The sequence below is a fragment of the Nocardia barduliensis genome (genome assembly GCF_013315795.1).
Taxonomy (GTDB): domain Bacteria; phylum Actinomycetota; class Actinomycetes; order Mycobacteriales; family Mycobacteriaceae; genus Nocardia; species Nocardia barduliensis.
In genome coordinates this window covers 33874-59766 of sequence record NZ_JABLTE010000008.1, presented here as the reverse complement: position 1 = coordinate 59766, position 25893 = coordinate 33874, and the positions used below count along the sequence as shown (strand labels likewise).

The window sequence follows — 25893 nt, the reverse complement described above, 5'->3', positions numbered from 1 at the left end:
TGGCACGAAGATCGCGGAGTGGTTGCCTGGACGACGTTCGAAGCAAATCGGCACGGCGATCGGGTGGATTGCGATGGCGGTTGGTCTCGGGTTGAGCATCGGTACGGTGAACACGGTTTCCGTTCTCGCGGAGGAAGGTTCGGCCAAAGCTCCGCCGGGGCGCCGCAAAACGCAGCGCCCGCAGACCATCACGCGGCGCACGACGCTGGCTTTCGACAGCACCGGCGTTGCCAAGGTCGGCATGATTTCCCGGCACGGTCGCGCGGTCACCGAATTCGCCGACTTGACGCAGCGTTCCAGCACGTGGGCGCGGGTGGGCAACCGCGCGCTCGCGCCGGCGGACCTCGTCGCCACGGTGGCGAAGTGCCTGATCGGTGAGGCGGTGCGGGATCGTCCGGCGGGTGCCGCCGGCCTCGGCATCGCGCTGACCTACCCGGCCCGCTACGCGGACGAGCAGGTGGACGCGCTGCGCGCGGCGCTGGACGGGGTCGAGCTCACGCAGGTCGCGCTGGTCGCCGAACCGGTCGCGGCGGCGGCCTGGCTGGAAGCCGACCGCGGTCCGTTGATGCCGGGTCTCGCGCTGGTCTACGATCTCGGCGGCGCCGGACTGGATGTCACGCTGGTCCGGGTGGGTGCCGGTTGCCCGCACAATCCGATCGTCGGGGTGTCGCTGCGATCGACCGAATTCGGCGGACGCGCGTTCGGCGCGTTGATCGCCGAACATGCCGGACCGGGCCTGACCTCGAACTCGGTCTCGGAGTCGGTCGCCGACACGATCGCGGGTGAACTGCGCGCCCGTCATGTCCGCGAGTCCATCGAACTCGTCTACCGCTGTCTTCGGGTCGCGGACGTGACCATGGCCGACGTCGATTGCGTCCTGGTGGTCGGCGGGGCGGCGCGGCCGGTGGAGGTGGCGGAGGTGCTCGCCGCGGAACTGGCCAGGCCGGTGATCACCGCACCGGACCCGGAACGGACCACCGCCGACGGCGCCGCGATCATCGGCAGGCGGGCGGCCGTGGTGGCCGAGGTCGTGGCAGAACAGCGGCACGCCAGGCGCCGCCGTGCCCGTCGTCGCGCCACCACGCGTGCCCTGATGCTGTCGCGCCGGACCCGGCGCAGGCTGGGCCGGGTGATGGTCCTCACGAGCGCCTCGGCGATCTTCGGTTTCGGGACCTCGATCTTGGCGGCCGGGGACGGGGTGCCGGTGAGTTAGGCCCCGAAGGTTCGCGAGGAACAGGGCCGTCCGGCGGTGCGCGTGATGAGGGCGCGCATCGCCGGGCGGCCCTAGCAATTGCTGGGTTGACGTGACTCTCCGTTGGTGTAACTATGGGATACAGTTAAACGGTTCCATCGAGGAGAGGCAGTGACGACGATGTCCGCAGCCGTGACACCCGCAGTCGATCCCGATCTGGAGAAGGCGCAGGAGTACGCCGCGAAGCTTCTTCTGCTCTCCGAGGGATCGGTCAACAAGCATTTCGACCCGTTCGAGGACATCGACTGGGATAACCCCGATTTCGCCGCCGACACGGGTGAAGAGCGCTGGATTCTGCCCGCATCCGCCGACACGGTGGCTCGCCATCCCTGGTACCAGGCGCTGTCGGAGGAGCAGAAGATCGCCGTCGGCAAGTACCGGCAGGCGAACATCGCCAAGGTCGGTCTGCAGTTCGAGTCGATCTTGATCAGCGGCATGGTGATCCACAACTTCGGCCTGCCGAACGGTTCGCCGGAATTCCGGTACTGCTCCCACGAGATGATCGAGGAGCACAACCACACCCTGATGTTCCAGGAGATGGTCAACCGGATCGGCCTGGACGTGCCCGGCATGGGCCCACTGGTCAGCAAGTTCAAGTACCTGGGCGCGCCGGTGGCGGCCTGGTTCCCGAACCTGTTCTTCATGGCCGTGCTGGCCGGTGAGGAACCGATCGACCACATCCAGAAGCAGATCCTGCGCTCGGGCGAAGACGTGCACCCCATCATGCGCGGCGTGATGGCCATTCACGTCGCCGAAGAGGCCAGGCACATCTCCTTCGCGCACGAGTTCTTGAAGAACCACGTCCCGGAGGCGAAGCCCGCGCAGAAGTTCATCCTGTCGCTGGCCATGCCGATCGTCATGTGGATCCTCGGCCGCGCCATCGTCACGCCGCCGCGTTCGTTCTTCACCGAGTTCGACATCCCGGAGCAGGTCCGCAAGGAGCTGTTCTACGGTTCGAAGGAGGCCAAGCAGGTCTTCAGCGACTACTTCTGCGACGTGCGCGCCCTGGCCAAGGACATCGGACTGATGAACCCGGTCGCCAAGGCGGTGTGGAAGGCGCTCGGCATCGACGGTCCCAGCACCCGGTACCGGTCGGAACCCCTGCGCGCCGCGAGCAAGGTCGCCTGAGCCGGTATGCCGTACGTCGTCACCCAATCCTGTTGCAGCGACGCGTCCTGCGTATACGCCTGCCCGGTCAACTGCATCCATCCCACGCCCGACGAACCGGACTTCCGGACGGCCGAGATGCTGTACGTCGACCCGAAGGCGTGCGTGGACTGCGGAGCCTGCGCCACCGCGTGCCCGGTCGACGCCATCGTGTCAGCGAAGAAGCTGACCGATGAGCAGAAGCCGTTCATCGAGATCAACGCCGATTTCTACCGGCAGACCCGCCCGCGCCCGCTGCTGGCGCGACCGGTGCCCGCGGCGCGGATCCACACCGAGGGCGCGCCGCTGCGGGTGGCGATCGTGGGGTCGGGGCCCTCGGCGATGTACGCCGCCGACGAACTGCTGACCCAGCCCGACGTGTCGGTGACCGTGTTCGACCGGCTGCCGGTGCCCTACGGGCTGGCCAGGCACGGCGTCGCGCCCGACCACGACAAGACCCGCAAGGTCGGCGAGCTGTTCGACGTCATCTCCGCGCAGCCGGGCTTCGGTTCGTACCTCAACGTCGAGATCGGCGCGCACATCTCGCACGCCGAACTGCTCGACCACTTCCACGCGGTGATCTACGCGGTCGGTGCCTCCGCCGATCGCAAGCTCGGCATTCCGGGTGAGGGCTTGGCGGGCACGGTGTCGGCCACCGACTTCGTCGCCTGGTACAACGGGCATCCCGATTACGCCGACTATGCCTTCGATCTGTCCGCCCAGCGGGCCGTGATCGTCGGCAACGGCAATGTCGCGCTCGACGTCGCCCGGGTGCTGACCAGCGACCCGGAGACGCTGGCGGGCACCGACATCGCGCCGTACGCGCTGCGCGCGCTGCGCGAGAGCAAGATCGAGGAAGTGGTCGTGCTCGGCCGGCGCGGCCCGCTCGAATCCGCCTTCACGGTGCCCGAATTCGTCGGGTTGCTGGGCTGCGATGTGGACATCGTGGTCGAGGGGGAGTTGCCCGAACGCGGCGCGGACCTGCCCTTCCACGTCGAACAGAAGCTGGCGCTACTGCACAGCGCGCGCACGCGACCGGTCGGCGAGCGCAAGCGCATCGTCTTCCGCTACCTGTCCGCGCCCACCGAGATCCTCGGGACCGATCGGGTGACCGGCATCGAGGTCGGACGCAACGAGCTGGTCACCGACCCGGACGGTCGCGTGCGTGCCGTCGCGACCGGGGAGACCGAGCGGTTGGCGGCGGGCCTGGTGCTGACCTCGGTCGGCTACCGCGGTGTCGCCGTGCCGGGTCTGCCGTTCGACGAGCAAGCCGCGGTGATCCCGAACGACGCGGGCCGGGTGGTCTCGGAGCGCGCGGAAGGCCCGGTGGTCACCGGCACCTATGTGACCGGCTGGATCAAGCGCGGGCCGACCGGCTTCATCGGCACCAACAAGTCCTGTGCGCAGGAGACGGTGCGGCAGTTGGCCGCGGACTTCAACGCGGGCCGCCTGCCCGCACCCGCCGGGAGCGCCGCCGAGTTCGACCGGCTGGTGCGGCTGCGCCAGCCCGCGATCCGTGCCGCGGGAGCGGCGGCGGCGCGCCCTGGCCGAGTCCGCCGCTTACTGGCCCGCGCCTGACGAACCCGCCTCGGGATACGCCGGTCGCACCGGTATCCCGAGGCGGTCGCACGTGCCGGAGTTCAGCGCGCGGTGAAACCGCCGTCGATGGCCAGCGCGGCGCCCGTGACGAAACTGGCTTCACCACTGAGCAGGTACGCGCAGAACGAGGCGATTTCCTCGGCCGCGGCGATGCGGCCCACCGGGTGCAGCGCCGCGATGGCGGCCACCCCTTCGGGCGTCGCGCCCATCGAGTTCCGGAACGCGGGCGTGTCGACCGCTCCCGAGACCAGCGCGTTGACCCGGACGCCCCGGTCGGCGGCCTCGAGCGCCACGGCCCTGGTCAAGCCGACGACGCCGTGCTTGGCGGCCACGTACGGCGCGACCGAGCCCATGCCGACCACACCGAGGTTCGACGCGTTGTTCAGGATCGCGCCGCCGCCGGAGGCCGCCAGCGCCGGAACCTGATACCGCAGCCCGTAGAACACGCTGGTGAGATTGAGTTCCAGATCGGCGCGCCAGCCCGCCTCATCGATCTCCGCGATCGGGCCGAAGGCGTTCACGGCGCCCGCGTTGTTGAATGCCGCGTTCAGGCGCCCGAATTCGGACACGGCGGCCTCGGTCAGCCGGGCCACGTCCTGTTCCACCGTGACATCGGTCGGCACGAACAGCGCGCGGCCACCGGCGGCGCGGATGTCCGCGGCCATCTGGTCGCCCGCGTCCTTGCTCCGCGCGCCGAGCACCACCGCGGCGCCTTCGCTCGCGACCCGCATCGCCACCGCTTTGCCCACCCCCGAGGTCGCTCCGGTGATCAGGACGACCTGTTCGGCGAATCGTGTTGCCATCGTGCACATTCCCTTTCCGCTTACGGGATCGCACCTCCGTGGTGGGATCCGCGGTCGAGTCAACTCGGGCGCGGACAAGGGTGCTGGCGCGAATCGGACTTCTAGTTGATGTGTCATCAGTGTGATGCGAACTAGCCGCCGTCTCGAATGGGCGCTTGGGCAACTATGCGGTGACCGACCGGTGAAGGTCCGTCGCGAGGTGTGTTCCCGAAGGGGTAAACCGGCCGCGAGTCTGGTTGTGCGGGGAATTGCGAGATCGCTGTATGTTAGCGGAATAGGCAAATGCTCAGTATGTTTGGCGGTGTCGAGCGGGCTGAACATGCGAGTAGAACCGTGTCTGCCTGGCAATTCGGACGATGATGGCGTTCGGTCGAACTTTTCGTATCAATCGCGCATCCATACAGACGCGAAACAGCTAACCTGTAGTGGCTGTTTGGAAGACGACCGCGGCCACAGGGGAATCCATGTGATGGACGTGGTCACGGTGCGTTGACGGGATAGCGAATGACTACAGGTCTGGGTTTCAGCATCGGTGCAGTGAACTCCGTGACGGCGTCGGTGACCGCGGAACGACCACGCCCGGCGGTGCGCTCTCGGCGCACCGCGGTGACCTTCGACAGCGCGGGTGGACTGCGCATCGGCGGTATTCCGCAATTCAGCATGGCGGTCACGGATTTCGCGGACCTGGGACGGGACCCGGACACGGTGATCGTCGGTGGCCGCATCTGGTCACCGGCCAATCTCGTCGCGGCGGTGGTCAACGAGCTGCGCGCGGCCGAGCCGGACGCGGCGGAGGCGGGCGTCGTGACCACCTATCCGGCAACGTATTCCGACAAACAGGTCGCGTTGTTGCGCCAGGCACTGGAACTATCCGGAGCGGGCGACGTGCTCCTGGTCCCCGAACCCGTCGCGGCCGCGGAGTGGCTGGAGCACGAGCACGGCCCGCTGCGGACCGGCTTCGTGCTGATCTACGACCTCGGCGGCACCAGTCTCGACGTGAGTATCGTGCGCGTCGGCCCCGGCTGGGACAACCATCCGATGATCGGCAAGCCGATGCGCTCCTACGATTTCGGCGGCAGGCCGCTCGGATCGATGATCGCGCGATACGCCCCCGATGTGTCGTCCGAATCCGCGGGGCTGTCGATGAGGTCGATCGTGGACATCGATGGCTTGCGCGTCACCCACGTGCAGGACTCGCTGCAACTGGTCCGCGAGTGCGTGCGTGCGGCGGATGTCACCCTGTCCGATATCGGCTGCATCCTGCTGGTGGGTGGCGCGTCACGCCCCGCCGAGGTGGCGCGGACGCTCGCTGAACTCGGCCGTCCGGTGGTGATCTCGTCCGACCCCGGTCAGACCGTCGCCGCGGGCGCCGCCCTCATGGCGGCCCGCACCATGGCGCTCGGTGCGTCGGGCGGGGGTCCCGGTGCGCCTCGCGTCGCGGTGTTCTCCAGTGCGGCGGTGGTTTCCGCGGTCGCGATGTCGGCGGTCACCGTGTTCGGCGGTCCCACCGTGCCGGAGTTGTCGCCGATGCTCGAGCGTCTCCCGGATCTCGCGGCGCCGAGCGAGAGTCTGCTGGTCGACGTCGGCAGCGAGCGTCTCGCCGACGCCTGGGTTCGGATATCCGCGACCTCCCGGTACTCGGGCCGGGCGCTGCCCGCGTTCCTCTCGCCACGGACCTCCGCATACACCCGATTCATCACACCGGCTCCGCGCAGCGCCGGTTACGGTCCTTCGATGGCCGAGTCGCAGCTCGGCTCACACCGGGACCCGCGAAACTGTTGCGTCCCGGGCGGATCGCGTCATCGGGGATACGCCGATCCCGCCTACTTCGTGAATCCGCTGCCGTTCGGCGCGGTCGTTCGCCCTGTGCCCGGCGACATCGCGCAGCCGCCCGCTCCCGGCCAGCCGGGTCTGCCGCTGCCCGGGACCGGTGCGCCGAGGCAGCCGCCCGCTCCGGGCCAGGCGCCCCATCCCGGCGCGGGGACGCCGCCGGTCGGGACGCCGGGCTCGACCGCCCCCGCGCCTCAGAATGGTTCGACGCCCGGGGAGCCCGGCCAGGGTTCCGGTGCGACTGCGCCGGGGAACTCCGCGGGTAGCCCGTCCACCGGGGCGTCCGATTCGCCGGGTTCCGGTACGGCATCGGGCGATTCCGGCGGCTCATCCGGCACGAATTCGTCAGGAAATTCCTCTTCCGGGGGATCGGATACCGGCGGATCGTCCGGAGATACCAATGGAACCTCATCCAGCGGCGCATCCTCCGGCGGTAGTTCCAGCGGTGGAACCGCGTCGACCGACGGCTCGACCAGTGACCCCTCCACGGCCGGTTCGTCCGATGACTCGCACGGGTCCACCGGCGGTTCGTCGTCGGGTGGTTCGGCTGGGAATTCTTCGAACCATGGTTCGTCGTCGGGTGGTTCGGCTGGCAACTCCTCGACGCACGGTTCGTCGTCGGGTGGTTCGGCTGGCAATTCTTCGAACCATGGTTCGTCGTCGGGCGGGGCGTCCGGCAATTCTTCGACAGGCGGATCGTCCTCGACCGGTGGCTCCGCATCGGGTGGACGCCCGGGGGGTGCCTCATCTACTGGCGGTCACTCGAGTGGAAACCACTCCGGCACTTCATCGTCCGGCGGGTCGCGGGGCCGTTCCGGCTCGGTAGGCGGGTCGTCCGCAGGTGGTGCCGGAGGCGCGGGTGGCGCAGGAGGCGCGGGTGGCGCAGGAGGCGGAGCCCGCGGTCGGTAGCGGTGATGGCAGCGACGGCAACGGCAGTCGAGACGGTGCATCCTTCGCCACGCGTGTGGGTCTCACGGTTGCGGATTTGCGGACGGGTGCCGCGTCATCGCGGCACAATGGGTTGATGGCCTCCGGGGGTCCCCAGCTGATCGCGCTGGATGTGGACGGGACGCTGCTGGATACGGGAACACCGATCAGTCGGCGGGTGGTCGCGTCGGTGAGCGCGGCCGTGGCAGCGGGTGCGCATGTCGTGGTGACGACCGGGCGAACGCTGCTCACAACCCGCCCCGTACTCACCGAACTCGGTCTATGCGAGGGACATGCGCTGTGCTCGAACGGCGCGGTGCAGATCGACGTGGCCCGAGGGGAGCCGGTCGCGATCCAATCCTTCGATCCCGCACCCGCGATCACCGCTTTGCGTGCGCTGTTCCCCGCGATGATCTTCGCCGTGGAGAAGGTAGGCATCGGCACCTGGGCCACCGGGGCCGGTCCTGGCGAATACTCCCTCGGCGAATACCTTCTCGTCGATCACCACGTATTGAGCAGCGAACCGACGCCGCGGCTGAACGGCTGGTGGCCGGAAGGTTCGCTGGAGGAGATGTTGCTCGCGCTGCGTTCGCTGCGCGTGCCGGGGGCGAGCTGGGTCCACGGCGAATACGGGCCGTGGGTCACCGTTTCGCGGCAAGGCGTGTCCAAGGGGTGGGCACTGGAGCAGTTGCGCATCGCACTCGGTGTCCCCGACGAAGCGACGCTGGCCATCGGCGACGGCTACAACGATCGGGAGATGCTGCGCTGGGCAGCGCATTCGGTCGCCATGGCCAATGCGCCCGCCGATGTTCGTGACCTCGCCGACGAAGTGACCGGCCACGTTCTCGACGACGGCGTCGCCACCGTCCTGGAGCGCTGGTTCCGCTGACGAGGTGACCGGAGTTCGCGCGTGACGCGTGGGCGCGTGGCGTCAAGGGCCTGGCCTCCGCTGTGTGCCGTGGCGCCAGGGCTTTCCCCGACGCCACGCCCCCGAACTCTTACGCGGGACCGGTCTTGGCGAGGATCTCGAGGTAGTGCGGGTTCGACATGACACCGAGGACGTTCCCGAACGGGTCGACCACGGCGGCGGTGACGAAGCTCCCATCATCTCCCCGGGGCGTGATGGGTTCGTAGACGGTCGCGCCGAGTTCCAGCAGCCGGTCGAACGTCGCCTGCAGGTCGTCCACGTGCCAGTTGAGGATCGCGCCGCCGGGGGCGTTGCGCGCGCCCGCCGGTGCGTAGGCGCGGTTCACGATGCCGAATTCGTGCTGGTAGTCGCCGATGCGGAACTCGTAGTAGCCGCCTGCGACCTGATAGTAGGGCTCGATGCCGAAGAACTGGGTGTACCAGTCCTTGGCGGCCTCGAGGTCGTCGGCGTAAAAGGTGCTCGTCGCCATTCCGCGCAGCATGGTGGTTCTCCTTCGGGTTGTTCTCTCCTGGGTTGTGTAACCATCATCCGACTCAAAGTGCGCACCGAATGATCACTTTTACCGGCAGAATTGTGCACATGCGAGCGGACCGGTTGGTGGCGATCCTGCTGATGATGCAGACACGTGGACGGGTCACGGCCGCGCAGGTCGCCGCGGAACTCGAGACCTCGGTGGCAACGGCGCGCCGGGACCTGGAGGCCCTCTCGGCCGCGGGGGTGCCGGTGTATCCGCAGCCGGGACGCGGTGGCGGATGGTCGCTGGTGGGCGGTGCGCGCACCGACCTGAGCGGGCTGACGGCGGGGGAGGCGCGCGCGCTGTTCCTGCTGGCAGGTCCCTCCGCCGGTGCGGTGCCGGAGGCCAGATCGGCGCTGCGCAAGCTGGTCAGGGCGCTGCCGCAGACCTTCCGTGGCGACGCGGAGGCGGCCGCCGACGCGGTGGTGATCGACCCGGCGCGCTGGGGCGCGACCGATCGCGAGCTGCCGCCCGTGGTGTCGTTGCTGCAACGAGCTGTCGTGCAGCGCAACAAAGTGCGGCTGCGCTACGCGAACCGCACCGGCGAGCGCTCCGAGCGTCTCGTGGATCCGTGGGGACTGGTGGACAAGGACGCCGTCTGGTATCTGGTCGCCGGAACCGAGCGCGGGCAGCGCACCTTCCGCGTCGATCGGATATCCGAGGCGTCGATCACCGACGAACCGGCCCACCGCCCGGACGATTTCGATCTCGCCGCCGCTTGGGAGCAGGTGGTCGAGGAGATGGAGCGGCGGCGCGCGACCATCGCCGCCACCGTCACGATCCCCGAACGGCTGCTGCCGATTCTGCGCGACCAGCAGGGCCGCAACTGCGTCGTGGACGGCCCCGCCGACGACGGTCGCGTCCGCGTCCGCGTCACCGCCCCGACCGCCTGGATGCTCGCCCAGCAGCTGGCCGGTTGGGGCGGCTCCATCGACGTGCTCGGTCCTGCCGAAGTCCGCGCGGAACTGGCCCGCCTCGGCGCCGAGCTGGTCGAACGCTACGGACAAGGCGACCGGTCCGGCCCTGCCGAGTGACGATACGGACCGGCCGCCTCGGCGCCGAGCTGGTCGAACGCTACGGACGAGGCGACCGGTCCGGCCCTGCCGAGTGACGATTCCTTCCGCGGCTGTGCGTGGTCACGTCAGCGGGCTCGTCGCTGCGTTGCGCTGGTCTATCCGCGCCCGCTGCGCGTCGCCCACCGGGCAGAGGTGTGTCCGAGGCCAGGACCACGTGGCCGCTCATGCTGAAGTGGGACGAGGTCGGCGCTCGGCAATCGGGGCGCAGGCGCAGCGGGTGGCCGTGGAGACGCCACCGCCGACGCCTCCACCACAGCTGTCCGGTCAGCGCGGCGCGGGAACGCGATCGGCCAGCATGCGCACCATGTCCGAGGCGAGGACCGCGTGACCGCTCATGCTGAAGTGGATGAGGTCGGCACTCATCAGATCGGGGCGCAGGCGCAGCGGGTGGTCCCAGAGGTCGAGCAGCAGCGCGTCGTAGCGGGCGGCCAGCTCACGGACCAGGTCGTTGAGCGCGGCCATCCGCTCGCGCATCGGGCGCATCGGCGCCATGCGCTCGACTTCCCAGACGTCGGCCAGCGTGAAGGTGACGACCTGCGCTCCCGTGCGCGCCAGCGTCCCGAACAGCGTGTCCAGGTTGGCCCGCAGCTCGGCGAGGTCACCGCCGGGCAGGAATAGATCGTTGCCGCCGCAGCTGAGATGCACGAGGTCGGGCCGGAATTCGAGCACGGAGGGCAACTGCTCGGCGAGGACCTGGGCGGAGGTGGCGCCGATCCGGCCGGTGTTGAGGTAGGCAAGGCCAGGGCGCACCGCGGTGAGCACGGCGGCGACGCGGTCGGCCCAGCCCACCGGTTCGTAACCGGGGCTCGGGTCGCCGACGCCCTGCGCGATCGAGTCGCCGAGCACCGCGTAGCGCTGCCACGGGGCGTCGGCGAGCAGGCGTCGCTGTTCGGCAGGAGGCAGCAGCAGGGGGTCGTTGGCTTCGGTGCGGATGGCGTTGTCGCTCACGGCGTTTCCTAACTGTCGATGGAGAAGGACGGGGTGCGGGCAGGCAGAGCGGCCAGGCAGGCGGCCACGGCGGCGATGCCCGCGCATACGGCGAAGAGGGTGTGGAACGCGGCGAGCGGGTCGTCCGGCCGGGCCGCGAACACGGCGGCGAGGACGGCCACGCCGAGCGCGCCGCCCACTTGCCGCGCCGTCAGATTCATGCCGGTGCCTGCGGCGAACCGTTGCGGCGGTAGGGAACTGGCGGCGGCGGTGCCGAGCACGGTGACGACGAACCCGATGCCGCCCCCGCCGAGCACGCCGGCCGGAATCCAGGCCGACCACAGGGCGGGGGTGGACCCGAAGGCGTCCGTGCTCATCCACACCGTGCACGCCACGAACATCAGCGCACCGAGCACGCCGAGCCATCGCCTGATCGCGAGTGAACCGATCCGCCCCGCGACGGTCGCCGTCACCATCGAGGCCACCGCGCCGACGGTCATCGCCCCCGCCGAGCCGAGCACCGAGTAGCCCCAGATCGCGTCCAGGAACAGCGGCCCCGACAGCAACCAGGCGAACATGGCGGCGCCGAAGACGAACGAGGTCGCGTTGGCCAGCGCGTAGGACCCGCTACGCCAGAGTTCCACGGCGATGGCGGGATCGTGGTGGCGCACCGAACGCGCGAGCGCGACGACGACCAGCAGCCCGCCGCCGATCAGGGCGGCCAGCGTCCCCGCCGAGGTCCAGCCCCAGCGCTGCCCCTCGGTGACGCCGGCGACCAGCCCGCCGAGACCGAGTGCCACCGCGATGGTGCCGATCGGGTCCGGCAGTGCGCCGCCCGAAGCGCGCCCGTCCGCCGGTATGCGCGCCGCCGCCGCGATGAGCAGCAGCGCCACCGGCACGTTGAGCACGAAAACCGCGCGCCAGTCCCATGCCTCGACCAGCGCGCCGCCGAGCGCGGGGCCGACCACGGCGGCGAACCCGCCCGCGGCCGACCACGCCCCGATGGCCGCGCCGATTTTCTCGCGCGGCGTGACGGCGAGCACCAGGCCGAGAGCCGACGGAACCATCAGCGCCGCTGTCGCGCCTTGCAGTATCCGGCCCGCGATGAGCCAGCCCGCGGTCGGCGCGAGCCCGCACAGCAGGGAGGTGACGGCGAAACCGGCCAGCGCGCCGAGGAACAGCCTGCGGCGCCCGAGCGCGTCGGCGAAACGTCCCGCCGGGGTGAGCAGCGCGGCGAAAGCGACCGCGTATCCGCTGACGACCCAGGTCAGCGTGGTAGTAGCGGTGCCGGGGTAGTCACGGGCGATCGAGGGGAAGGCGATATTGACGACCGAGAGGTCGAGGAAGGCGATGAATGCCGCGCCGCAGGCGATCAGCAAGGTGCGAGTAGCCGCGGTCGCGGTCGGCGGGCTGTCGAGCCGCACGGACGCGTCGGTCATGGAAAGTCCTTCGAAGCAGGGAAACAAAACGCACGATCGTTCGTTCACTTAAAATACGACCATACGTTCGTATGTGCAACAGCGGAGTGGGAGAATGACGTCATGACCGAGACCGTCCGCCCGAACCGGCCGCGGGAAACCGATCAGCGCTTGGCCAAAGGCGCCAGAGCGCGGGCGTCGATCGCCCGCCGCGCCGCCGAGGTCGCGTCCGTCGAAGGGCTCGGCGGTCTCAGTATCGGCCGGCTGGCCACCGATCTCGGCCTCAGCAAGAGCGGCATCGCGACACTCTTCGGCAGCAAGGAGAGCTTGCAGCTCGCGGCGGTGAAATCCGCGCGGCAGGTGTTCATCGACGCGGTCATCACGCCGAGCCTGAGCGAGCCCGCCGGGCTACCGCGCCTGCGCGCCCTGGTCGAGCGCTGGTTCGATCAGGTGATTTGCCCGGCATTTCCCGGCGGATGCTTCCGCGTCGCGACCCTCGCCGAGTTCGACAGCAAGCCGGGACCGGTGCGCGACGCCATCGCCGAGGACCGCCGCGACTGGCTGACCTTCCTGGTCGAGCAGATCCGCCGCGCCCAGGAGCAGGGGCATCTAGGCGGCCGCGCCGCCGACGCGGTCGCGTTCGAACTCGACGCGGTGATCGCCGCCGCGCACACCGCCCGTCAGATGGGGGACGAGTGGGGCGTCGCCACCGCCCGCGCCATAGTCGACGACCTGCTCGGCTGAGCCGCGACAGCCCGGAGATTCGTGGTCCGTGCGGTCACCACAGGGCCGTGCGACGAGGCTCCGGTACCGTCCGGCTCATTTGCCGGGCCAGGCCAGCCCCTCGAATTGCGGTGGCTGATCGGGAAGCAGTCTCAGCATGGCGACCGGCTTGTTGACCGGGTTCCCGGACTCGTCGAACGACATGATGCCGCTGGCTCCGAGCACCGCAGTCTGGTCGCGCAGCCGGGGCAGTGTCTGCAAGACCTCCCCTGCTGTCACCTTGTGTCCCTCATTTCCCGCGGCGCGACGAATGGCCTGTACCGCCGTCAGCACCGAGTCGTAGGCGATGATCGCGACGGCGTCGTCCAGCAGGTCAGGCGACAACCGGCGGTAACAGACCTCCCCTTCGCACTTGTCGCCGAATTGCTCGATCGAATACCGGTCGAACACATTCGGGGGAGCCCCGTTCCACGCCTGCGGGTGCGCCAGCTCGGTATAGAACACCGAAACACCGGTGGACAACGCCGTGCCCACCGCCTGGTCGGGAATCGGGGAGAAGGCCATATCGTCACCGGTGAGCACTTTGATCGGCTTGTCCTGGCAATTCCGCGCAGCCAATGCCTGGATGAACGTCGTCGCATGCCGCGCCCGTCCGGCGAAGAAGATCACGTCGGGTGCGGCATGGCAGATGTTGGGCATCATGTGGAGAAAGGTGTTGTCCACGCCGGGATTCAGCGAATTGTACGGCTCCGTGTGAACAGTGAATCTGTCTCCGAAGTACTTCGCGAATTCGTCACCGAGCGTCACCGAATAGTGATCGTGCGGATTTCGGTCCCGCACCAGGACGGCGCTTTTCGCGCCCGAGCCGACGGCATAGTTCGCGGCCGCTTGCGCCAGCGCGGCATTGGTCGGCGCGACGCGCAGAAAGCCGCTGACGCCTGCCAGTGGATGCGCGGTCACCGTGGATCCGATCATCGGCATCGGCAACTGTGCCAGCCGTTGCATCGCGTGCACCGCATTGTCGACACTTAGACCGATACCGGTCACGGCCACGATGCGTTCCTCGACACGACGCTGCTCGAGCTCATCGAGCGCCGCACGCCACTGAGCCAGCCCGCTACCCGCGTTCGCCAGCAGCAGTCGGATCAACGGTGTGTTTCCCGTGCGCCTCTCCTTGTTGGCCGCGAGCTGGGCCAAGTGCGCGCCCTCCAAGTGGTGGCGAACCCACGCCGCGGAGACCACATCGTCCTCGCGGACCGTTATCGGCAGCAGCACCACGACACTCACATAGTCGGTGTTTCGTTCGATGACATCGCTGTTCTCTCTGCGGATCCGCTCTTCGATATCGGCCAGCTCCGGCGCGAATACCACGCTGCCGTCGGTCAGTCCGACGCATTCGTCGTGCGGACCGACTCGCGAGACACCGTCACCGCAGCGTTTGGTCCACTCCACCACGGCGGGCACTACGACCAGCGCGGCGACGAGGACGACGGCCACCGCGAAGACCATCCCGGCGACCAACACCCACCGCCGCCGTCGTGCCTGGGGCACCTCGATCGGACCACTCACCGGTACCTCCCCGCGCGTTCGTGCAATAGGACAGATCCGGGGCCACGGCCCCGGGCCAACTCCCGGAACTGGCCGGCGATGGTTTCGTTCAACGTCTGCTCCGGATCACCGAGCGGATCGCTGCGCACCCACAGGCCGGCGACCAGCCAGGCCAACGCGTCGTCCCTGCCGAATCCGCTGCCGCGCACGAGGTCGCGAACCTGATCGATCGGCGCCCGATCGGCGTCCAAGCGATTCGGCGCCGACGTGATCAGATCCAGCTCGGTCAACCAGATTCGCGCGCTCGGCACATCGATCTCGTCGTCGTCGCGAGCGAACGGCCGACCCAGGTAGTCGACGACGGCGGTGAGGTTCCCCAGCGCCAGTTCGTGATAACACACGGCGACCTCCTGCCCGCCGCGGCGGTAGACCTCCCGGCAGAGCGCATGTGTCCGCGTCCAGTCCCGGGGATCGCTTTCGTCACGAGCGGCCAGTTCACGCAGCAGGATGCGGCGCAACCAAGGATGGATCTCCAGCTCCGTCGGCGCGCCGTCCCGTTCCCGGATCCACAAGTGGTCGCGCAGCGCCTCCAGCAGCCCCTCCCCGTTGGGCACCTCGGAGTCGAGCACCTCGGGCCGATACAGCATGTCGACGTTGCGGGCGGCGCTGGCGGTGACCAGATCGCGCCGGTCCGGCAACACCGCGAAGTCCCGCAGAAATCGCTCGAGCATGTCCTCGTGCACGGTCCGCCGGGAATCGCCGGTCTCGGCGTCGGGTCGCCGCGAGCGCGGCTGGTCGAGCACCCGGCGGGCCGCCGCCAGCCGCGCCCGATAGTCGGCCCGGGCCAGCACGGCGAGAACCTCGGCGCTGCCACCTGGATGTCCCGCCGTCAAGTGGCGCACGAAATCGCCGATTCGCGGGGTGTCGTAGAGGTGGCGATCCGCCGCCAATTGCGCGATGTCCTTCGCCGTGAGCCTGCTCAGATCCAGCAGGTACCACGGACTCCACGGACACTCCGCCGCGGGATCCCGCGGCCAATCGCTCTCGATGTCCGACGGCCTGCGTGGCGCGGGGAAACTCAGCGTCCCGGTCCGATGCTCGGGCGGACGCTCCTCGTCACGGTCGAACCGATATCCACCGGGCCGGTGCCAACTGTCGCTCCAGTACGGGATCCAGGTCCGGCTGGCCGCGATCACCACCATCGGATCGAACGTCGTGCCGGCCCTGCGCCGCGCCTGCTGTAGCGCGAGCAGGAACTTTCGTCCGGCCGGAGTATGGACATTGTCGAGCAGCACAAGGCAATTCAGCGTTCGCCGCGATGCCGCTGACCCGGTGTAGGCCCGCCGGAGGTCATTGAGGAACGCCTCGCAGAACAGCGCGTCGGCCTCGGCACGGAGGTCGGCGTCGCCATCGGCATCCGTGCCGTTGCCGTGTGCCCACATCGCCAGGTCGATGAGCGCATCCTCGGGCCCGGCCTGCGAGCCCGGCGCACGCGGCACGCCGCGCAGCAACCGCCTACGGTCCAACCGGCCCAGGCCTCGCAGCAGCACGTCGACGGCCGCGGCCGTCCAAGGGGGCAGCCCTCCCGCGGTTCCGGTCAACGCCACCAGGTCGACGACGCTCGCGCGATTGCGCTCGATCGGCCGGGAATCCAGCAGGACACGGCGCAGTTGGCGCAGCGCTTCCCGGCGATCGTCGGCGTGCGTGTGCAGTGTGCTGCCCACCACGAGCAGGCACACCGACAGCTGCGGGAAAGCCAGCCTGCCGAATTGGCCCCAGCGTTTGCTGAGCTCGAAGGCCAACTTCCCGAGCGCCTCTCGCGGCTCCCGCTCCCCGCTTTCGAAATCGAGGTAGCCATGCGGAACCAGCTCGCATCGAGCCTTCATCGCGCGCAACAGCTCTGTCTTACCGGTGTCACGCGGGCCGAGCGCGACAATGACCGGTAGCTTGCGATTGCGCCCCTGCGGCCGCTCCAGCAGATGCTCGAGCAGCCACCCGGTGACCGCGTGCAACCCGCTCAGACCCCACTCGTCCCTGGGCATGGCCCTCTATTCTGCGCTGCTCCGGCTACCGCTGACTGGAGGGTTTCGCCGTGGACACCGGATCACGCGCGTGATGAGACCTTCTCGCGGATTCGGCGCTTGCCGTCGCCCCCACACGACGGATGCCCTATTCCCACCTGGGGCAATACCTCTCGTGTATCGACTACTATAATTCGCCGCCGCCCACATCGCGCGCTGCGGCGGCCGGATCGCCGGAAATCGGAAGAATGGCGATAAATGCACTGGCACATCGTCATTCAACGGAGAAGCGGTCCGCGATACGGTGAAAGTTACGCAGACCGTCCATTACGTTGTGGTCGACGGACGCGACACTGCCGGCGTGGCGGATCAGCGGCGGCCTGCGCGTTCTCGTCCCTGTGACGGTCAGGCCGAGAGCGCGCGCGTCTCCTCGACAGCCGCGTGATACCGATCGAGGATGACCTCGGTGAGCGCTGGATGCGCGCCGAGTACATCGGCGTGGATCGCCTGTGGCGCCGCGTGGGCCAGGCGATCGGTGAGCAGACCGGGTGCGAGGAACCACGGGGCCACCAGCACATGATCCGCGCCGCGGGCTTGCAGCCGCGAGATCGCCTCGGTCACCGAGGGCTCGGTGGTCGCGAAGCAGATCTCGGTGCGCCAGCCGGTGCGGGCGGCGAGCCGGGTGGCCACATCGGCGGTCCTGGCATTGGCCGCGGCCGACGACGAGCCGACCGCCGCCACCGCGACGCCGACGCGTCGGTCCGCCGAAGTACGCCCGCCCGCAGCGGCGAACACACGGTCGCGCAGCGCACCGATCAGCGCGGCGTCCGCGCCGAGCACATCTGCCTGGGTCAGGCGCAGGCCGGGCCGGCGGGCGCGGGCCGCGGCGAGCAGGCCGGGCAGGTCCACCCTGGCGTGGAAGGCGCTGCCCAGCAGCAGCGGAGTCACCACCGCGTGCGTATGGCCGTCGGCGGCGACGGCATCCACGACCTGTTCGACCGAAGGAGCGGTGAGATCGAGGAACGCTGTCCGGACTTCGAGGTCGGGCCGCGCGGCCGAGACGGCGCCGACCACCTCCGCGACGGTCGCCGCCGACCGCGGATCACGACTGCCGTGGGCTACCGCGATCAGCGCCGCGCTCTCGCGCTGGGCGGCTCCGGAGATCGTGGAGCCCGAGCGACCCGCCGGCGCGCTCGCACGCGAACTCGGCGAGGCGCCGAAAAAGGCTCGCGACACGGCCATGTCAGGCTCCGGTGCCGACCTCGACGGCGGTCAGCACGTCGCCGACCAGGCCGGCCGCCAGCGTGTTGCCACCGGCCGGGTCGATCAGCAGGAAACTGCCGGTGTGCCGGTTCACCCGGTAGTCGTCGGCCGCGATCGGCTCGGCGACCCGCACCGAAATACGGCCGATGTCGTTGAGCTCCAGCGACTCCGGATTCGGATCGGCCGCAAGGCGCTGCTCGTCGAAGCGCTCCAGCAGCGCGCCGACGATCGCCTGGGTGGTCCGGGTGCCGTGCTTGAGCAGCAACCGCGCGCCGGGCCGCAACGGCTTGTCGCCCAGCCAGCACACGGTGGCGTCGAACGCGTCGACCGGCTCCGGCGCGTCGGCGGCCGAGGCGATGATGTCGCCGCGGGAGACGTCGACGTCGTCGGCCAGGATCAAGGTGACGCTGCGCCCGGTCTGCGCCACCGCGAGCTCGCCGTCGGGGGTGTCGATCCGCTCGACGGTCGTGCGGACGCCCGAGGGCAGCACCACGACCTCGTCGCCGGGAGCCACCGCACCCGCCGCGATCTGCCCGGCGTAGCCCCGGTAGTCCGGATGTTCCGGGGTGCGCGGCCGGATCACGTACTGCACCGGGAACCGCAGGCCCAGGGCATGATCGCCGGTGCTGTCGGCGTCTACCGGCACCGATTCCAGGTGCTCGATCAGCGAGGGGCCGTCGTAATAGGGGGTCTTGTCCGACCGGGTGGCGATGTTGTCGCCGTGCAGCGCCGAGACCGGGATCTCCAGCACGTCCTCGCTCGACCAGCCGAGGGTGCCGGTGAGTTCGCTGAACTCCGCGGAGATGGCGGCGAACACACCGGCCGCGTCGTCCACCAGGTCGATCTTGTTCACCGCGAGGACCAGTTTCGGCACGCCGAGCAGCGCGAGGACGGCGGCATGCCTGCGGGTCTGCTCGATGACGCCCTTGCGCGCGTCGACCAGCAGGATCACCAGCTGCGCGGTGGACGCGCCGGACACGGTGTTACGGGTGTACTGCACGTGCCCGGGGGTGTCCGCGAGCACGAAAGAGCGGCGCGGAGTGGCGAAGTAGCGATAGGCGACATCGATGGTGATGCCCTGTTCGCGTTCCGCGCGCAACCCGTCCACGAGCAGCGAGAGATCCGGGGTGGCGAGACCTTTGTCCACCGACGCGCGGGTGACAGCGTCGATCTGGTCGGCCAGAACGGATTTCGTGTCGTAGAGCAGGCGTCCGACCAGGGTGGACTTGCCGTCGTCGACAGAACCGGCGGTGGCCAGCCTCAATAGGTCGGACATGTCAGAAATAACCCTCTCGTTTACGGTCTTCCATCGCGGCTTCGGATACCCGGTCGTCTCCGCGGGTCGCACCGCGCTCGGTCAGTCGGGACGCGGCGACCTCGGCGAGGATCGCCGCGTTGTCGGCGGCGTCGGAGAGAATCGCGCCGGTGGAGGATCCGTCGCCCACGGTGCGGTAGCGCACCGACCGGGTCTCGAGCACCTCGCCGTCGCGCGGGCCGCCCCATACGCCGGGCGTCATCCACATGCCGTCGCGCAGGTACACCGGACGCTCGTGCGCGTAGTAGATGCTCGCCAGATCGATGTCCTCGCGGGCGATGTAGCGCCAGATGTCCAGCTCGGTCCAGTTGCTCAGCGGGAACACGCGCACGTGCTCACCGGGCGCGTGGCGCCCGTTGTAGAGGTTCCACAGCTCGGGACGCTGCCGCTTCGGGTCCCACTGGCCGAAGGCGTTGCGCAGCGAGAAGATCCGCTCTTTGGCGCGCGAACGCTCCTCGTCACGGCGGCCGCCGCCGAAGACGGCGTCGAACCGGTGCTCGCTGATCGCGTCCAGCAGCGGGACGGTTTGCAGCGGGTTGCGGATTCCGTCCGGGCGCTCGGTGAGCCTGCCGTCGGCGAGGTAGTCCTCCACCTTCGCCACGTGCAGACGCAGGCCGTAGCGCTCGACGACCTTGTCCCGGAACGCCAGCACCTCGGGCAGGTTGTGCCCGGTGTCCACGTGCAGCAGCGCGAACGGCAGCGGCGCGGGCCAGAACGCCTTGAGCGCCAGATGCAGCAGCACGGTGGAGTCCTTGCCGCCGGAGAACAGGATCACCGGCCGCTCGAACTCGCCCGCCACCTCGCGGAAGATGTGGATCGCCTCGGACTCCAACGCGGCGAGGGTGTCGAAATCGGTGATACCGAACGAACGTTGGATGGTTTCGGTCATGCTGTGTCCTTTTTCGCATGCCCGAGAGGCCCTACGTGGTTACGCAGGCTGCCTCCTTCGGGCCCTGACTCGGTCATGCGGTGTGCAAACCGCATTCGGTCTTGGCGAGGCCGGCCCAGCGACCGCTTCGCGGATCCGAACCCGGCGCCGGCTTCCTGGTGCACGGCGCGCAGCCGATCGACGGATAGCCCTCTTCCACCAGCGGATTGACGAGGATGCCGTGCTTTTCGATGTAGTCCTGCATCTCGTCGTCGGACCACGGCGCGATCGGATTGATCTTCACCAGCCCGAAAGCCTCGTCGAACGAGATCAGCGGCGCGTTCGCCCTGGTCGGCGCCTCCACCCGCCGGATGCCGGTCACCCAGGCGTTGTACCCGGCGAGCGACTTCTGCAACGGGACGACCTTGCGCAACCGGCAGCACTCGTTCGGCTCGCGGGCGAACAGATCCTTGCCCAGCAGCTGATCCTGTTCGGCCACCGTGTTCTCCGGCCGCACGTTGATCACGTTCACCCCGTACACGGCCTCCACCGCGTCCCGGGTGCCGATGGTCTCGGCGAAGTGGTAGCCGGTGTCCAGGAACAGCACGTCCACGCCGGCGCGGATGCCCGCGGCCAGGTGCACCAGCACCCCGTCCTGCATGTTGGAGGCCACGATGTAGTTCGTGCCGAAGGTGTCCTCGGTCCACCGCAGGAGTTCGGTCGCCGAGGCGCCCTCCAGTTCGGCGGCGCCGCGCGCGGCGATGGCGCGCAGCTCGTCCTCGGACAGCTTTTCCACGAGTTCGGTTGTCACAGTTGATCTCCCGTCGACATTCATCTCAGGTCGGCCTCGTCGGCGCGGACTGCCCACTGGGCGAACCGTTCGCCGTCGGTGCGCTGCTTGACGAAATTGCGCACCACCCGGTCGATGTAGTCGCCGAGCTCCTGGGTGGTCACTTTGTGCTGGCGCAGTTTGCGTCCGAAAGCGCTGTCGAAACCGAGGCTGCCGCCCAGGTGAACCTGGAAGCCTTCCACCTGATTCCCGGCGCCGTCGTCGACCAGCTGGCCCTTGAAGCCGATGTCGGCGATCTGCGAGCGGGCGCAGGAGTTCGGGCAACCGTTGATGTTGATGGTGATCGGAACGTCCAGCTGCGCGTTCAGATCCGCCAGCCGCTCTTCCAGCTCCGGCACCAGCGCCTGGGACCGCTTGCGCGTCTCGGCGAAGGAGAGCTTGCAGAATTCGATGCCGGTGCAGGCCATCAGGTTGCGCCGCCACAGCGAGGGCCGCGCCTGCAAGCCGAGGGGTTCCAGCTCGTCGATCAGCGCGTCGACCTTGTCGTCGGGAACATCGAGCACGATCAGTTTCTGATACGGGGTGAACCGGATGCGATCGGAGCCGATCCGCTCGACCGCGTCGGCGACCTGGGTCAGGACGGTGCCCGACACCCGGCCCGCGATGGGGGAGAAGCCGACGGCGTTGAGCCCGTTGCGCAACCGCTGCACGCCCACGTGGTCGATCGGCTTGGTCGGCTGCTCCGGCGCGGGGCCGTCGATCAGCTTGCGCTTCAGGTACTCGTCTTCCAGCACCTGGCGGAACTTCTCGATGCCCCAGTCCTTGATCAGGAACTTCAGGCGCGCCTTGGTGCGCAGGCGGCGGTAGCCGTAGTCGCGGAACACCGAGACGACGGCCTCCCAGACGTCGGGCACCTCATCCAGCGGCACCCACACGCCCACCCGCTTGGCGAGCATGGGGTTGGTGGACAGGCCGCCGCCGACCCACAGGTCCAGACCGGGGCCGTGCTCGGGGTGCACGACACCCACGAAGGCCACGTCGTTGATCTCGTGCACCACGTCCTGCTGGCCGGAGATCGCGGTCTTGAACTTGCGCGGCAGGTTGGAGTACTCCTTCTTGCCGATGTAGCGGCGCACGATCTCGTCGATCGCGGGGGTGGGGTCGATGACCTCGTTCAGCGACTCGCCGGCCAGCGGCGATCCGAGCACCACGCGCGGGCAGTCGCCGCACGCCTCGGTGGTCTTCAGGCCGACCGCCTCGATCCGCTTCCAGATCTCGGGAACGTTCTCCACCTCGATCCAGTGGTACTGCACGTTCTCGCGATCGGACAGATCGGCGGTGTCGCGGGCGAACTCGGTGGAGATCTGGCCGAGCGTGCGCAGCTGGGCCACGTTCAGCGCGCCGCCGTCGCAACGGACGCGCATCATGAAGTACTTCGCCTCGAGCAAGTCGATGTTCTCGTCGCCGGTCCAGGTGCCGTCGTAGCCCTGCTCGCGCTGGGTGTACAGACCCCACCAGCGGAACCGTCCGCGCAGATCGCCCTTGTCGATGCCGTCGAACCCGGTCTTGGCGTAGATGTTCTCGATCCGGGCGCGGACGTTGAGCGGGTTGTCGTCCTTCTTGGACTGCTCGTTCGGGTTCAGCGGCTCGCGGTAGCCCAGCGCCCACTGGCCCTCGGCCTTGCGGCGCACGGGCTTGCCGGTGCGCACGCGCGGTCCCGTGGCCGCCGCCTCGGGACGCGGGCGGTCCGGGCGGACGCGGCGCTCGGAAGCCGGGCGTTCCGGACGCGCGCGGGGTCCCGGCTGGGATTCGGGCGTGGGCTGATCGGTCGGACCGGCGTCGGTGCTCGACGTCATGGGGTCGCTCCTGCTGGGTGGGTGGTACATCCTGCTGAGGGCGCGAGGGGCTGACTCACGCCTGCGGTGTCAGCGGGCCGATGAAGTCGGGATCGCCGGGGATCCGGGATCGGGGCGCGCTGAACTACCGGAGGGAACCGGACAGACAGCAGGCGCTGCAGACGCGCTTGTAGTCGACGTGGCGACGTGCCACAAGTCGTACTCCGAAAGCGCGCATGCGGCCCATTGTGCCATGTCAGCGAGGGCCTTCCGAGCCCGCATCCAGTATTTCCCGCGATTTGGCGGGAAATCCCCTGGACTCCGGTCCAGGTTTGTGACGGCAGTCATAGTGCGGACGCCGAACCAGGCGGGTGATGCGGCAGCCATGGCGGCAGTGACGCTCCGCACTCGGCTTGACCTCGAGCGCGGTCGAGGTAGCACGCTCGGCGCCATGAGTAACACAGTCGCCGGCGCCGCCGCCGAGATCGAGGCCGTTCACGCGGTCGTCGCCCGAGTCCAGCACGTCCAGCAGAACGAACTCGTCGACGAATTCGCGGCGCTGTTCCGCGAGGACGCGATCTGGACCACCGGGCACGGCAAACGCCTCTTCGGACGGGCCGCCATCGCCGAGTTCACCGCCCAGGTGCTGCCGGGGTCGAGCGCGCACGGCACCGCGACCTACGAGGTCGAGCACGTTCTGTTCATCCGGCCCGACGTGGTCGCGGTCAAGGTGCGCCAGCGCTATTTCACTCCGGAGGGTGTCTTGGACAGCGAGGGCACCCCGATGTACGTGATGTCGAAGGAGGAGGGGCGCTGGTTGCTCACCGCCAACCAGAACACCCCCGTCGTGGCCGACTGAAGCTCCGTTGGCCCGCGCCGCCGCCGAGAGGTCGTCGAGTCCGGAACCGACGACCACGGCGGCGGGTTCGCCGCTCGACTCGAGCGCAAACGGCGATTCGAGGGTTGGCCGATGGCGGCCGCGCAGTCCCGGGCGTCGGCGCGCAACCGGCGGCGGTCACACTGGACAGGTGAGTTCTCCCGCCGCGCCTGCCTGCACCGACACCTCCGCGCCGGTGCTGAACGATTTCGGCGGCGGGCCGTTCGGGATCTACGTGCACGTGCCGTTCTGCGCTACGCGCTGCGGCTACTGCGACTTCAACACCTACACCGCGGGAGAACTCGGCACGTCGGCGTCGCCGCAGTCGTGGCTGGACGCGCTGCGGGGCGAGTTGGCCACCGCAGCGCGGAAGTTCGCCGCGTTGCCGAGCACCACGCCGGAGGTGGCCACCGTTTTCGTCGGCGGAGGGACGCCCTCGCTACTGGGCGGCGACGGGCTGGCCGCGGTGCTGGACGCCGTGCGCGCCGAGTTCACCCTCGCCGCCGGGGCCGAGGTGACCACGGAATCCAATCCGGAATCCACCTCGCCGGAATTCTTCGAGCGCATCCGGGCGGCCGGGTTCACCAGGGTGTCGCTTGGCATGCAGTCCGCCGCTCAGCACGTACTGCGGGTGCTCGACCGCACGCACACTCCGGGCCGCGCGGTGGCCGCCGCGCGGGAGGCGCGCGCCGCCGGATTCGACCACGTCAACCTGGACCTGATCTACGGGACGCCGGGTGAGCGGGATGCCGACCTGGACGCCAGCCTGGACGCGGTGCTCGGCGCGGGCGTCGACCACGTCTCGGCCTACTCGCTGATCGTGGAGGACGGCACCGCGCTGGCCCGGCGGGTGCGCCGCGGCGAACTGCCCGCCCCCGACGACGACGTGCTGGCCGCCCGCTACGAGCGCATCGATGCGCGCCTGCGTGCGGCGGGGCTCGGCTGGTACGAGGTGTCGAACTGGGCGGCGGACGAGGCCGCGGTCTGCAGGCACAACCTCGGCTACTGGGACGGCGGCGACTGGCTCGGCGCCGGACCGGGCGCGCACAGTCACGTCGGCGGGGTGCGGTGGTGGAACGTGAAGCACCCCGCGCGGTACGCGGATCGAGTCGGCGCGGGCGGGTTGCCCGCCGCGGGTTGGGAGGCGCTCGGCGCGGACGAGCGCTACCTGGAGCGGGTCATGCTCGCGGTCCGGTTGCGCAGCGGCCTGCCGCTGGCCGATCTGGCGCCTTCCGCGACCCCCGCGGTCGATCGCGTGGTCACCGACGGCCTCGCCGTGCGTTCGGAGGACGATCGGCTCGTCCTCACCGACTGCGGCCGTCTGCTCGCCGACGGCGTCGTCCGCGAACTGCTCGGCTGACCCCGGCATGCGACAACGACGCGGCCGGACCTGGCGATTCGGGCGCGAGCTGCCCGAGACCGCACCCGCCCAACCGGCGCCGAAGGCGATCGTGCGTCCGGCCGGAGGAGCCGATCGCGGCCGGGCGGGTGCGGCGATTCCGCGACCTACGCGACCGTTTCCGTTACGCGCCGCCGAGCGGCCGCGTAGTCTGCGACCAACCCCCAAGGAGACTCATGGCGTCGGCACGGCACATCACCCTTATCCATGAACCGGGCGAATTCGCGGAAGCGCGAGCGGCGGAGAAAGCGGAGAATGCGCGCCAGTGCGCCGTCGCCGCACGCACCGTGGCCAGCTACGCGCAGAACGCCACCGACTGCGAGTCGCTGCTGGCGATGCTCGGGCTCGACGCCCTCGCGGGCAAGCACGCGAGAACCAGCGAGCGCGGCTGACCGCTACGGCTCACCCGCCGTGCGGGTGATCCTGCGCCATTCCCGCGGCGAGAGTCCGTAGGCGGCGCGAAATCAGACTTACTACAGCTGGCGGACCGACATGTTGTGCGCCTTGGCGATCTGTTGTGCGCCGAGGTCACGGTCGGCCAGGTTGCGCCGGACGTAGGCGCGGAGCTGGGACAGCAGGAAGTCGGTCGGGACGGCGGAGCCGTTGGCGTCGTCGCTGCCCGCCGAAAGCAGCCCCCGGATCAATTCGATGCTGGCGCAGCCGGACAGCGCGGCCGCCGGGTCGGCGCTGAGCGCGTCGGCGTCGGCGGTCAGCTGGGCGATGTGGCCGGCCACCAGCCGGTCGTTCGGGCTGTCCTGCGCCCTGGTCACGGCCTGATCAGCTCGGCGGGCAGGCCGAGTTGATCGAGCGGCACGGGCAGGCAGGTCGACGCGC

22 protein-coding genes are annotated in these 25893 nt (G+C 69.3%); 10 read left to right on the top strand and 12 right to left on the bottom strand.

Annotated features, from left to right (window positions below):
- Positions 1-106 precede the first annotated feature (106 nt).
- The 3 genes from HOV91_RS05900 to HOV91_RS05890 all read left to right on the top strand — a co-directional run bounded on the left by HOV91_RS05900 (position 107) and on the right by HOV91_RS05890 (position 3976).
- On the top strand, positions 107-1213 hold the full coding sequence (locus HOV91_RS05900; RefSeq protein WP_312884485.1) for an Hsp70 family protein: 1107 nt from the start codon (positions 107-109) through the stop codon (positions 1211-1213).
- Positions 1214-1372: 159 nt separating this feature from the next.
- Positions 1373-2380: an AurF N-oxygenase family protein gene (locus tag HOV91_RS05895; RefSeq protein WP_174184476.1), complete on the top strand. Its 1008-nt coding sequence runs from the start codon at positions 1373-1375 to the stop codon at positions 2378-2380.
- 6 nt (positions 2381-2386) lie between these two features.
- Entirely contained in the window at positions 2387-3976 is a 1590-nt protein-coding gene (locus HOV91_RS05890; RefSeq protein ID WP_174184420.1) for an FAD-dependent oxidoreductase, read from the top strand.
- 62 nt (positions 3977-4038) lie between these two features.
- On the opposite strand, the gene HOV91_RS05885 is transcribed toward HOV91_RS05890, so the two are convergent.
- Complete coding sequence (locus HOV91_RS05885; protein WP_174184419.1) at positions 4039-4800, bottom strand: SDR family NAD(P)-dependent oxidoreductase; 762 nt, start codon at positions 4798-4800, stop codon at positions 4039-4041.
- 537 nt (positions 4801-5337) lie between these two features.
- Between HOV91_RS05885 and HOV91_RS05880 the strand changes: the two genes are divergently transcribed.
- Both HOV91_RS05880 and HOV91_RS05875 read left to right on the top strand, forming a co-directional pair.
- Positions 5338-7539 carry an Hsp70 family protein gene (locus tag HOV91_RS05880; RefSeq protein WP_174184418.1) on the top strand — a complete coding sequence of 734 codons (2202 nt, stop codon included), beginning with the start codon at positions 5338-5340 and terminating at the stop codon, positions 7537-7539.
- Positions 7540-7654: 115 nt separating this feature from the next.
- On the top strand, positions 7655-8446 hold the full coding sequence (locus HOV91_RS05875; RefSeq protein WP_174184417.1) for an HAD family hydrolase: 792 nt from the start codon (positions 7655-7657) through the stop codon (positions 8444-8446).
- A gap of 109 nt (positions 8447-8555) precedes the next feature.
- Here the strand turns inward: HOV91_RS05875 and HOV91_RS05870 are convergent, their stop codons facing one another.
- Positions 8556-8966: a VOC family protein gene (locus HOV91_RS05870; RefSeq protein WP_174184416.1), complete on the bottom strand. Its 411-nt coding sequence runs from the start codon at positions 8964-8966 to the stop codon at positions 8556-8558.
- Positions 8967-9064: 98 nt separating this feature from the next.
- Between HOV91_RS05870 and HOV91_RS05865 the strand changes: the two genes are divergently transcribed.
- On the top strand, positions 9065-10033 hold the full coding sequence (locus tag HOV91_RS05865; RefSeq protein WP_174184415.1) for a helix-turn-helix transcriptional regulator: 969 nt from the start codon (positions 9065-9067) through the stop codon (positions 10031-10033).
- Positions 10034-10339: 306 nt separating this feature from the next.
- Here the strand turns inward: HOV91_RS05865 and HOV91_RS05860 are convergent, their stop codons facing one another.
- Both HOV91_RS05860 and HOV91_RS05855 read right to left on the bottom strand, forming a co-directional pair.
- Positions 10340-11023, bottom strand: a complete 684-nt coding sequence (locus HOV91_RS05860; protein WP_312884484.1) for an SGNH/GDSL hydrolase family protein — start codon at positions 11021-11023, stop codon at positions 10340-10342.
- Positions 11024-11031: 8 nt separating this feature from the next.
- Positions 11032-12441, bottom strand: coding sequence for an MFS transporter (locus tag HOV91_RS05855; RefSeq protein WP_174184413.1), 1410 nt, complete (start codon positions 12439-12441; stop codon positions 11032-11034).
- 102 nt (positions 12442-12543) lie between these two features.
- Here HOV91_RS05855 and HOV91_RS05850 point away from each other — a divergent pair, with 102 nt between their 5' ends.
- Positions 12544-13164 carry a TetR/AcrR family transcriptional regulator gene (locus HOV91_RS05850; RefSeq protein ID WP_174184412.1) on the top strand — a complete coding sequence of 207 codons (621 nt, stop codon included), beginning with the start codon at positions 12544-12546 and terminating at the stop codon, positions 13162-13164.
- A 75-nt stretch (positions 13165-13239) separates the two neighbouring features.
- Here the strand turns inward: HOV91_RS05850 and HOV91_RS40465 are convergent, their stop codons facing one another.
- From HOV91_RS40465 to HOV91_RS05815, 7 genes are all read right to left on the bottom strand, one after another.
- Positions 13240-14712 carry an ABC transporter substrate-binding protein gene (locus tag HOV91_RS40465; RefSeq protein ID WP_174184411.1) on the bottom strand — a complete coding sequence of 491 codons (1473 nt, stop codon included), beginning with the start codon at positions 14710-14712 and terminating at the stop codon, positions 13240-13242.
- A complete protein-coding gene (locus HOV91_RS05840) occupies positions 14709-16733 on the bottom strand; it encodes a hypothetical protein (protein ID WP_174184410.1) in 2025 nt (674 codons plus the stop codon). Before HOV91_RS05840 ends, HOV91_RS40465 begins: the two co-directional genes overlap by 4 nt.
- A 384-nt stretch (positions 16734-17117) precedes the next feature.
- Positions 17118-17954, bottom strand: coding sequence for a sirohydrochlorin chelatase (locus HOV91_RS05835; RefSeq protein WP_174184409.1), 837 nt, complete (start codon positions 17952-17954; stop codon positions 17118-17120).
- A gap of 1 nt (position 17955) precedes the next feature.
- Positions 17956-19251, bottom strand: coding sequence for a sulfate adenylyltransferase subunit 1 (locus HOV91_RS05830; protein WP_174184408.1), 1296 nt, complete (start codon positions 19249-19251; stop codon positions 17956-17958).
- A 1-nt stretch (position 19252) separates the two neighbouring features.
- Positions 19253-20179: a sulfate adenylyltransferase subunit CysD gene (gene cysD, locus HOV91_RS05825; protein ID WP_174184407.1), complete on the bottom strand. Its 927-nt coding sequence runs from the start codon at positions 20177-20179 to the stop codon at positions 19253-19255.
- A 73-nt stretch (positions 20180-20252) separates the two neighbouring features.
- On the bottom strand, positions 20253-20993 hold the full coding sequence (locus HOV91_RS05820; RefSeq protein ID WP_174184406.1) for a phosphoadenylyl-sulfate reductase: 741 nt from the start codon (positions 20991-20993) through the stop codon (positions 20253-20255).
- On the bottom strand, positions 20990-22804 hold the full coding sequence (locus HOV91_RS05815; protein WP_246349868.1) for a nitrite/sulfite reductase: 1815 nt from the start codon (positions 22802-22804) through the stop codon (positions 20990-20992). Before HOV91_RS05815 ends, HOV91_RS05820 begins: the two co-directional genes overlap by 4 nt.
- Positions 22805-23234: 430 nt before the next feature.
- Between HOV91_RS05815 and HOV91_RS05810 the strand changes: the two genes are divergently transcribed.
- From HOV91_RS05810 to HOV91_RS05800, 3 genes are all read left to right on the top strand, one after another.
- The gene (locus tag HOV91_RS05810) at positions 23235-23642 is read left to right on the top strand and encodes an SgcJ/EcaC family oxidoreductase (RefSeq protein ID WP_174184405.1); all 408 of its coding nucleotides are present in this window, start codon (positions 23235-23237) and stop codon (positions 23640-23642) included.
- Positions 23643-23811: 169 nt separating this feature from the next.
- Positions 23812-25020 (top strand): radical SAM family heme chaperone HemW, encoded by a 1209-nt coding sequence (gene hemW, locus HOV91_RS05805; protein WP_174184404.1) that lies wholly within the window; start codon positions 23812-23814, stop codon positions 25018-25020.
- 215 nt (positions 25021-25235) lie between these two features.
- Positions 25236-25451, top strand: coding sequence for a hypothetical protein (locus HOV91_RS05800; protein WP_174184403.1), 216 nt, complete (start codon positions 25236-25238; stop codon positions 25449-25451).
- A gap of 81 nt (positions 25452-25532) precedes the next feature.
- Here HOV91_RS05800 and HOV91_RS05795 read toward each other — a convergent pair whose 3' ends face one another.
- On the bottom strand, positions 25533-25829 hold the full coding sequence (locus HOV91_RS05795; protein ID WP_174184402.1) for a hypothetical protein: 297 nt from the start codon (positions 25827-25829) through the stop codon (positions 25533-25535).
- Positions 25830-25893 lie beyond the last annotated feature (64 nt).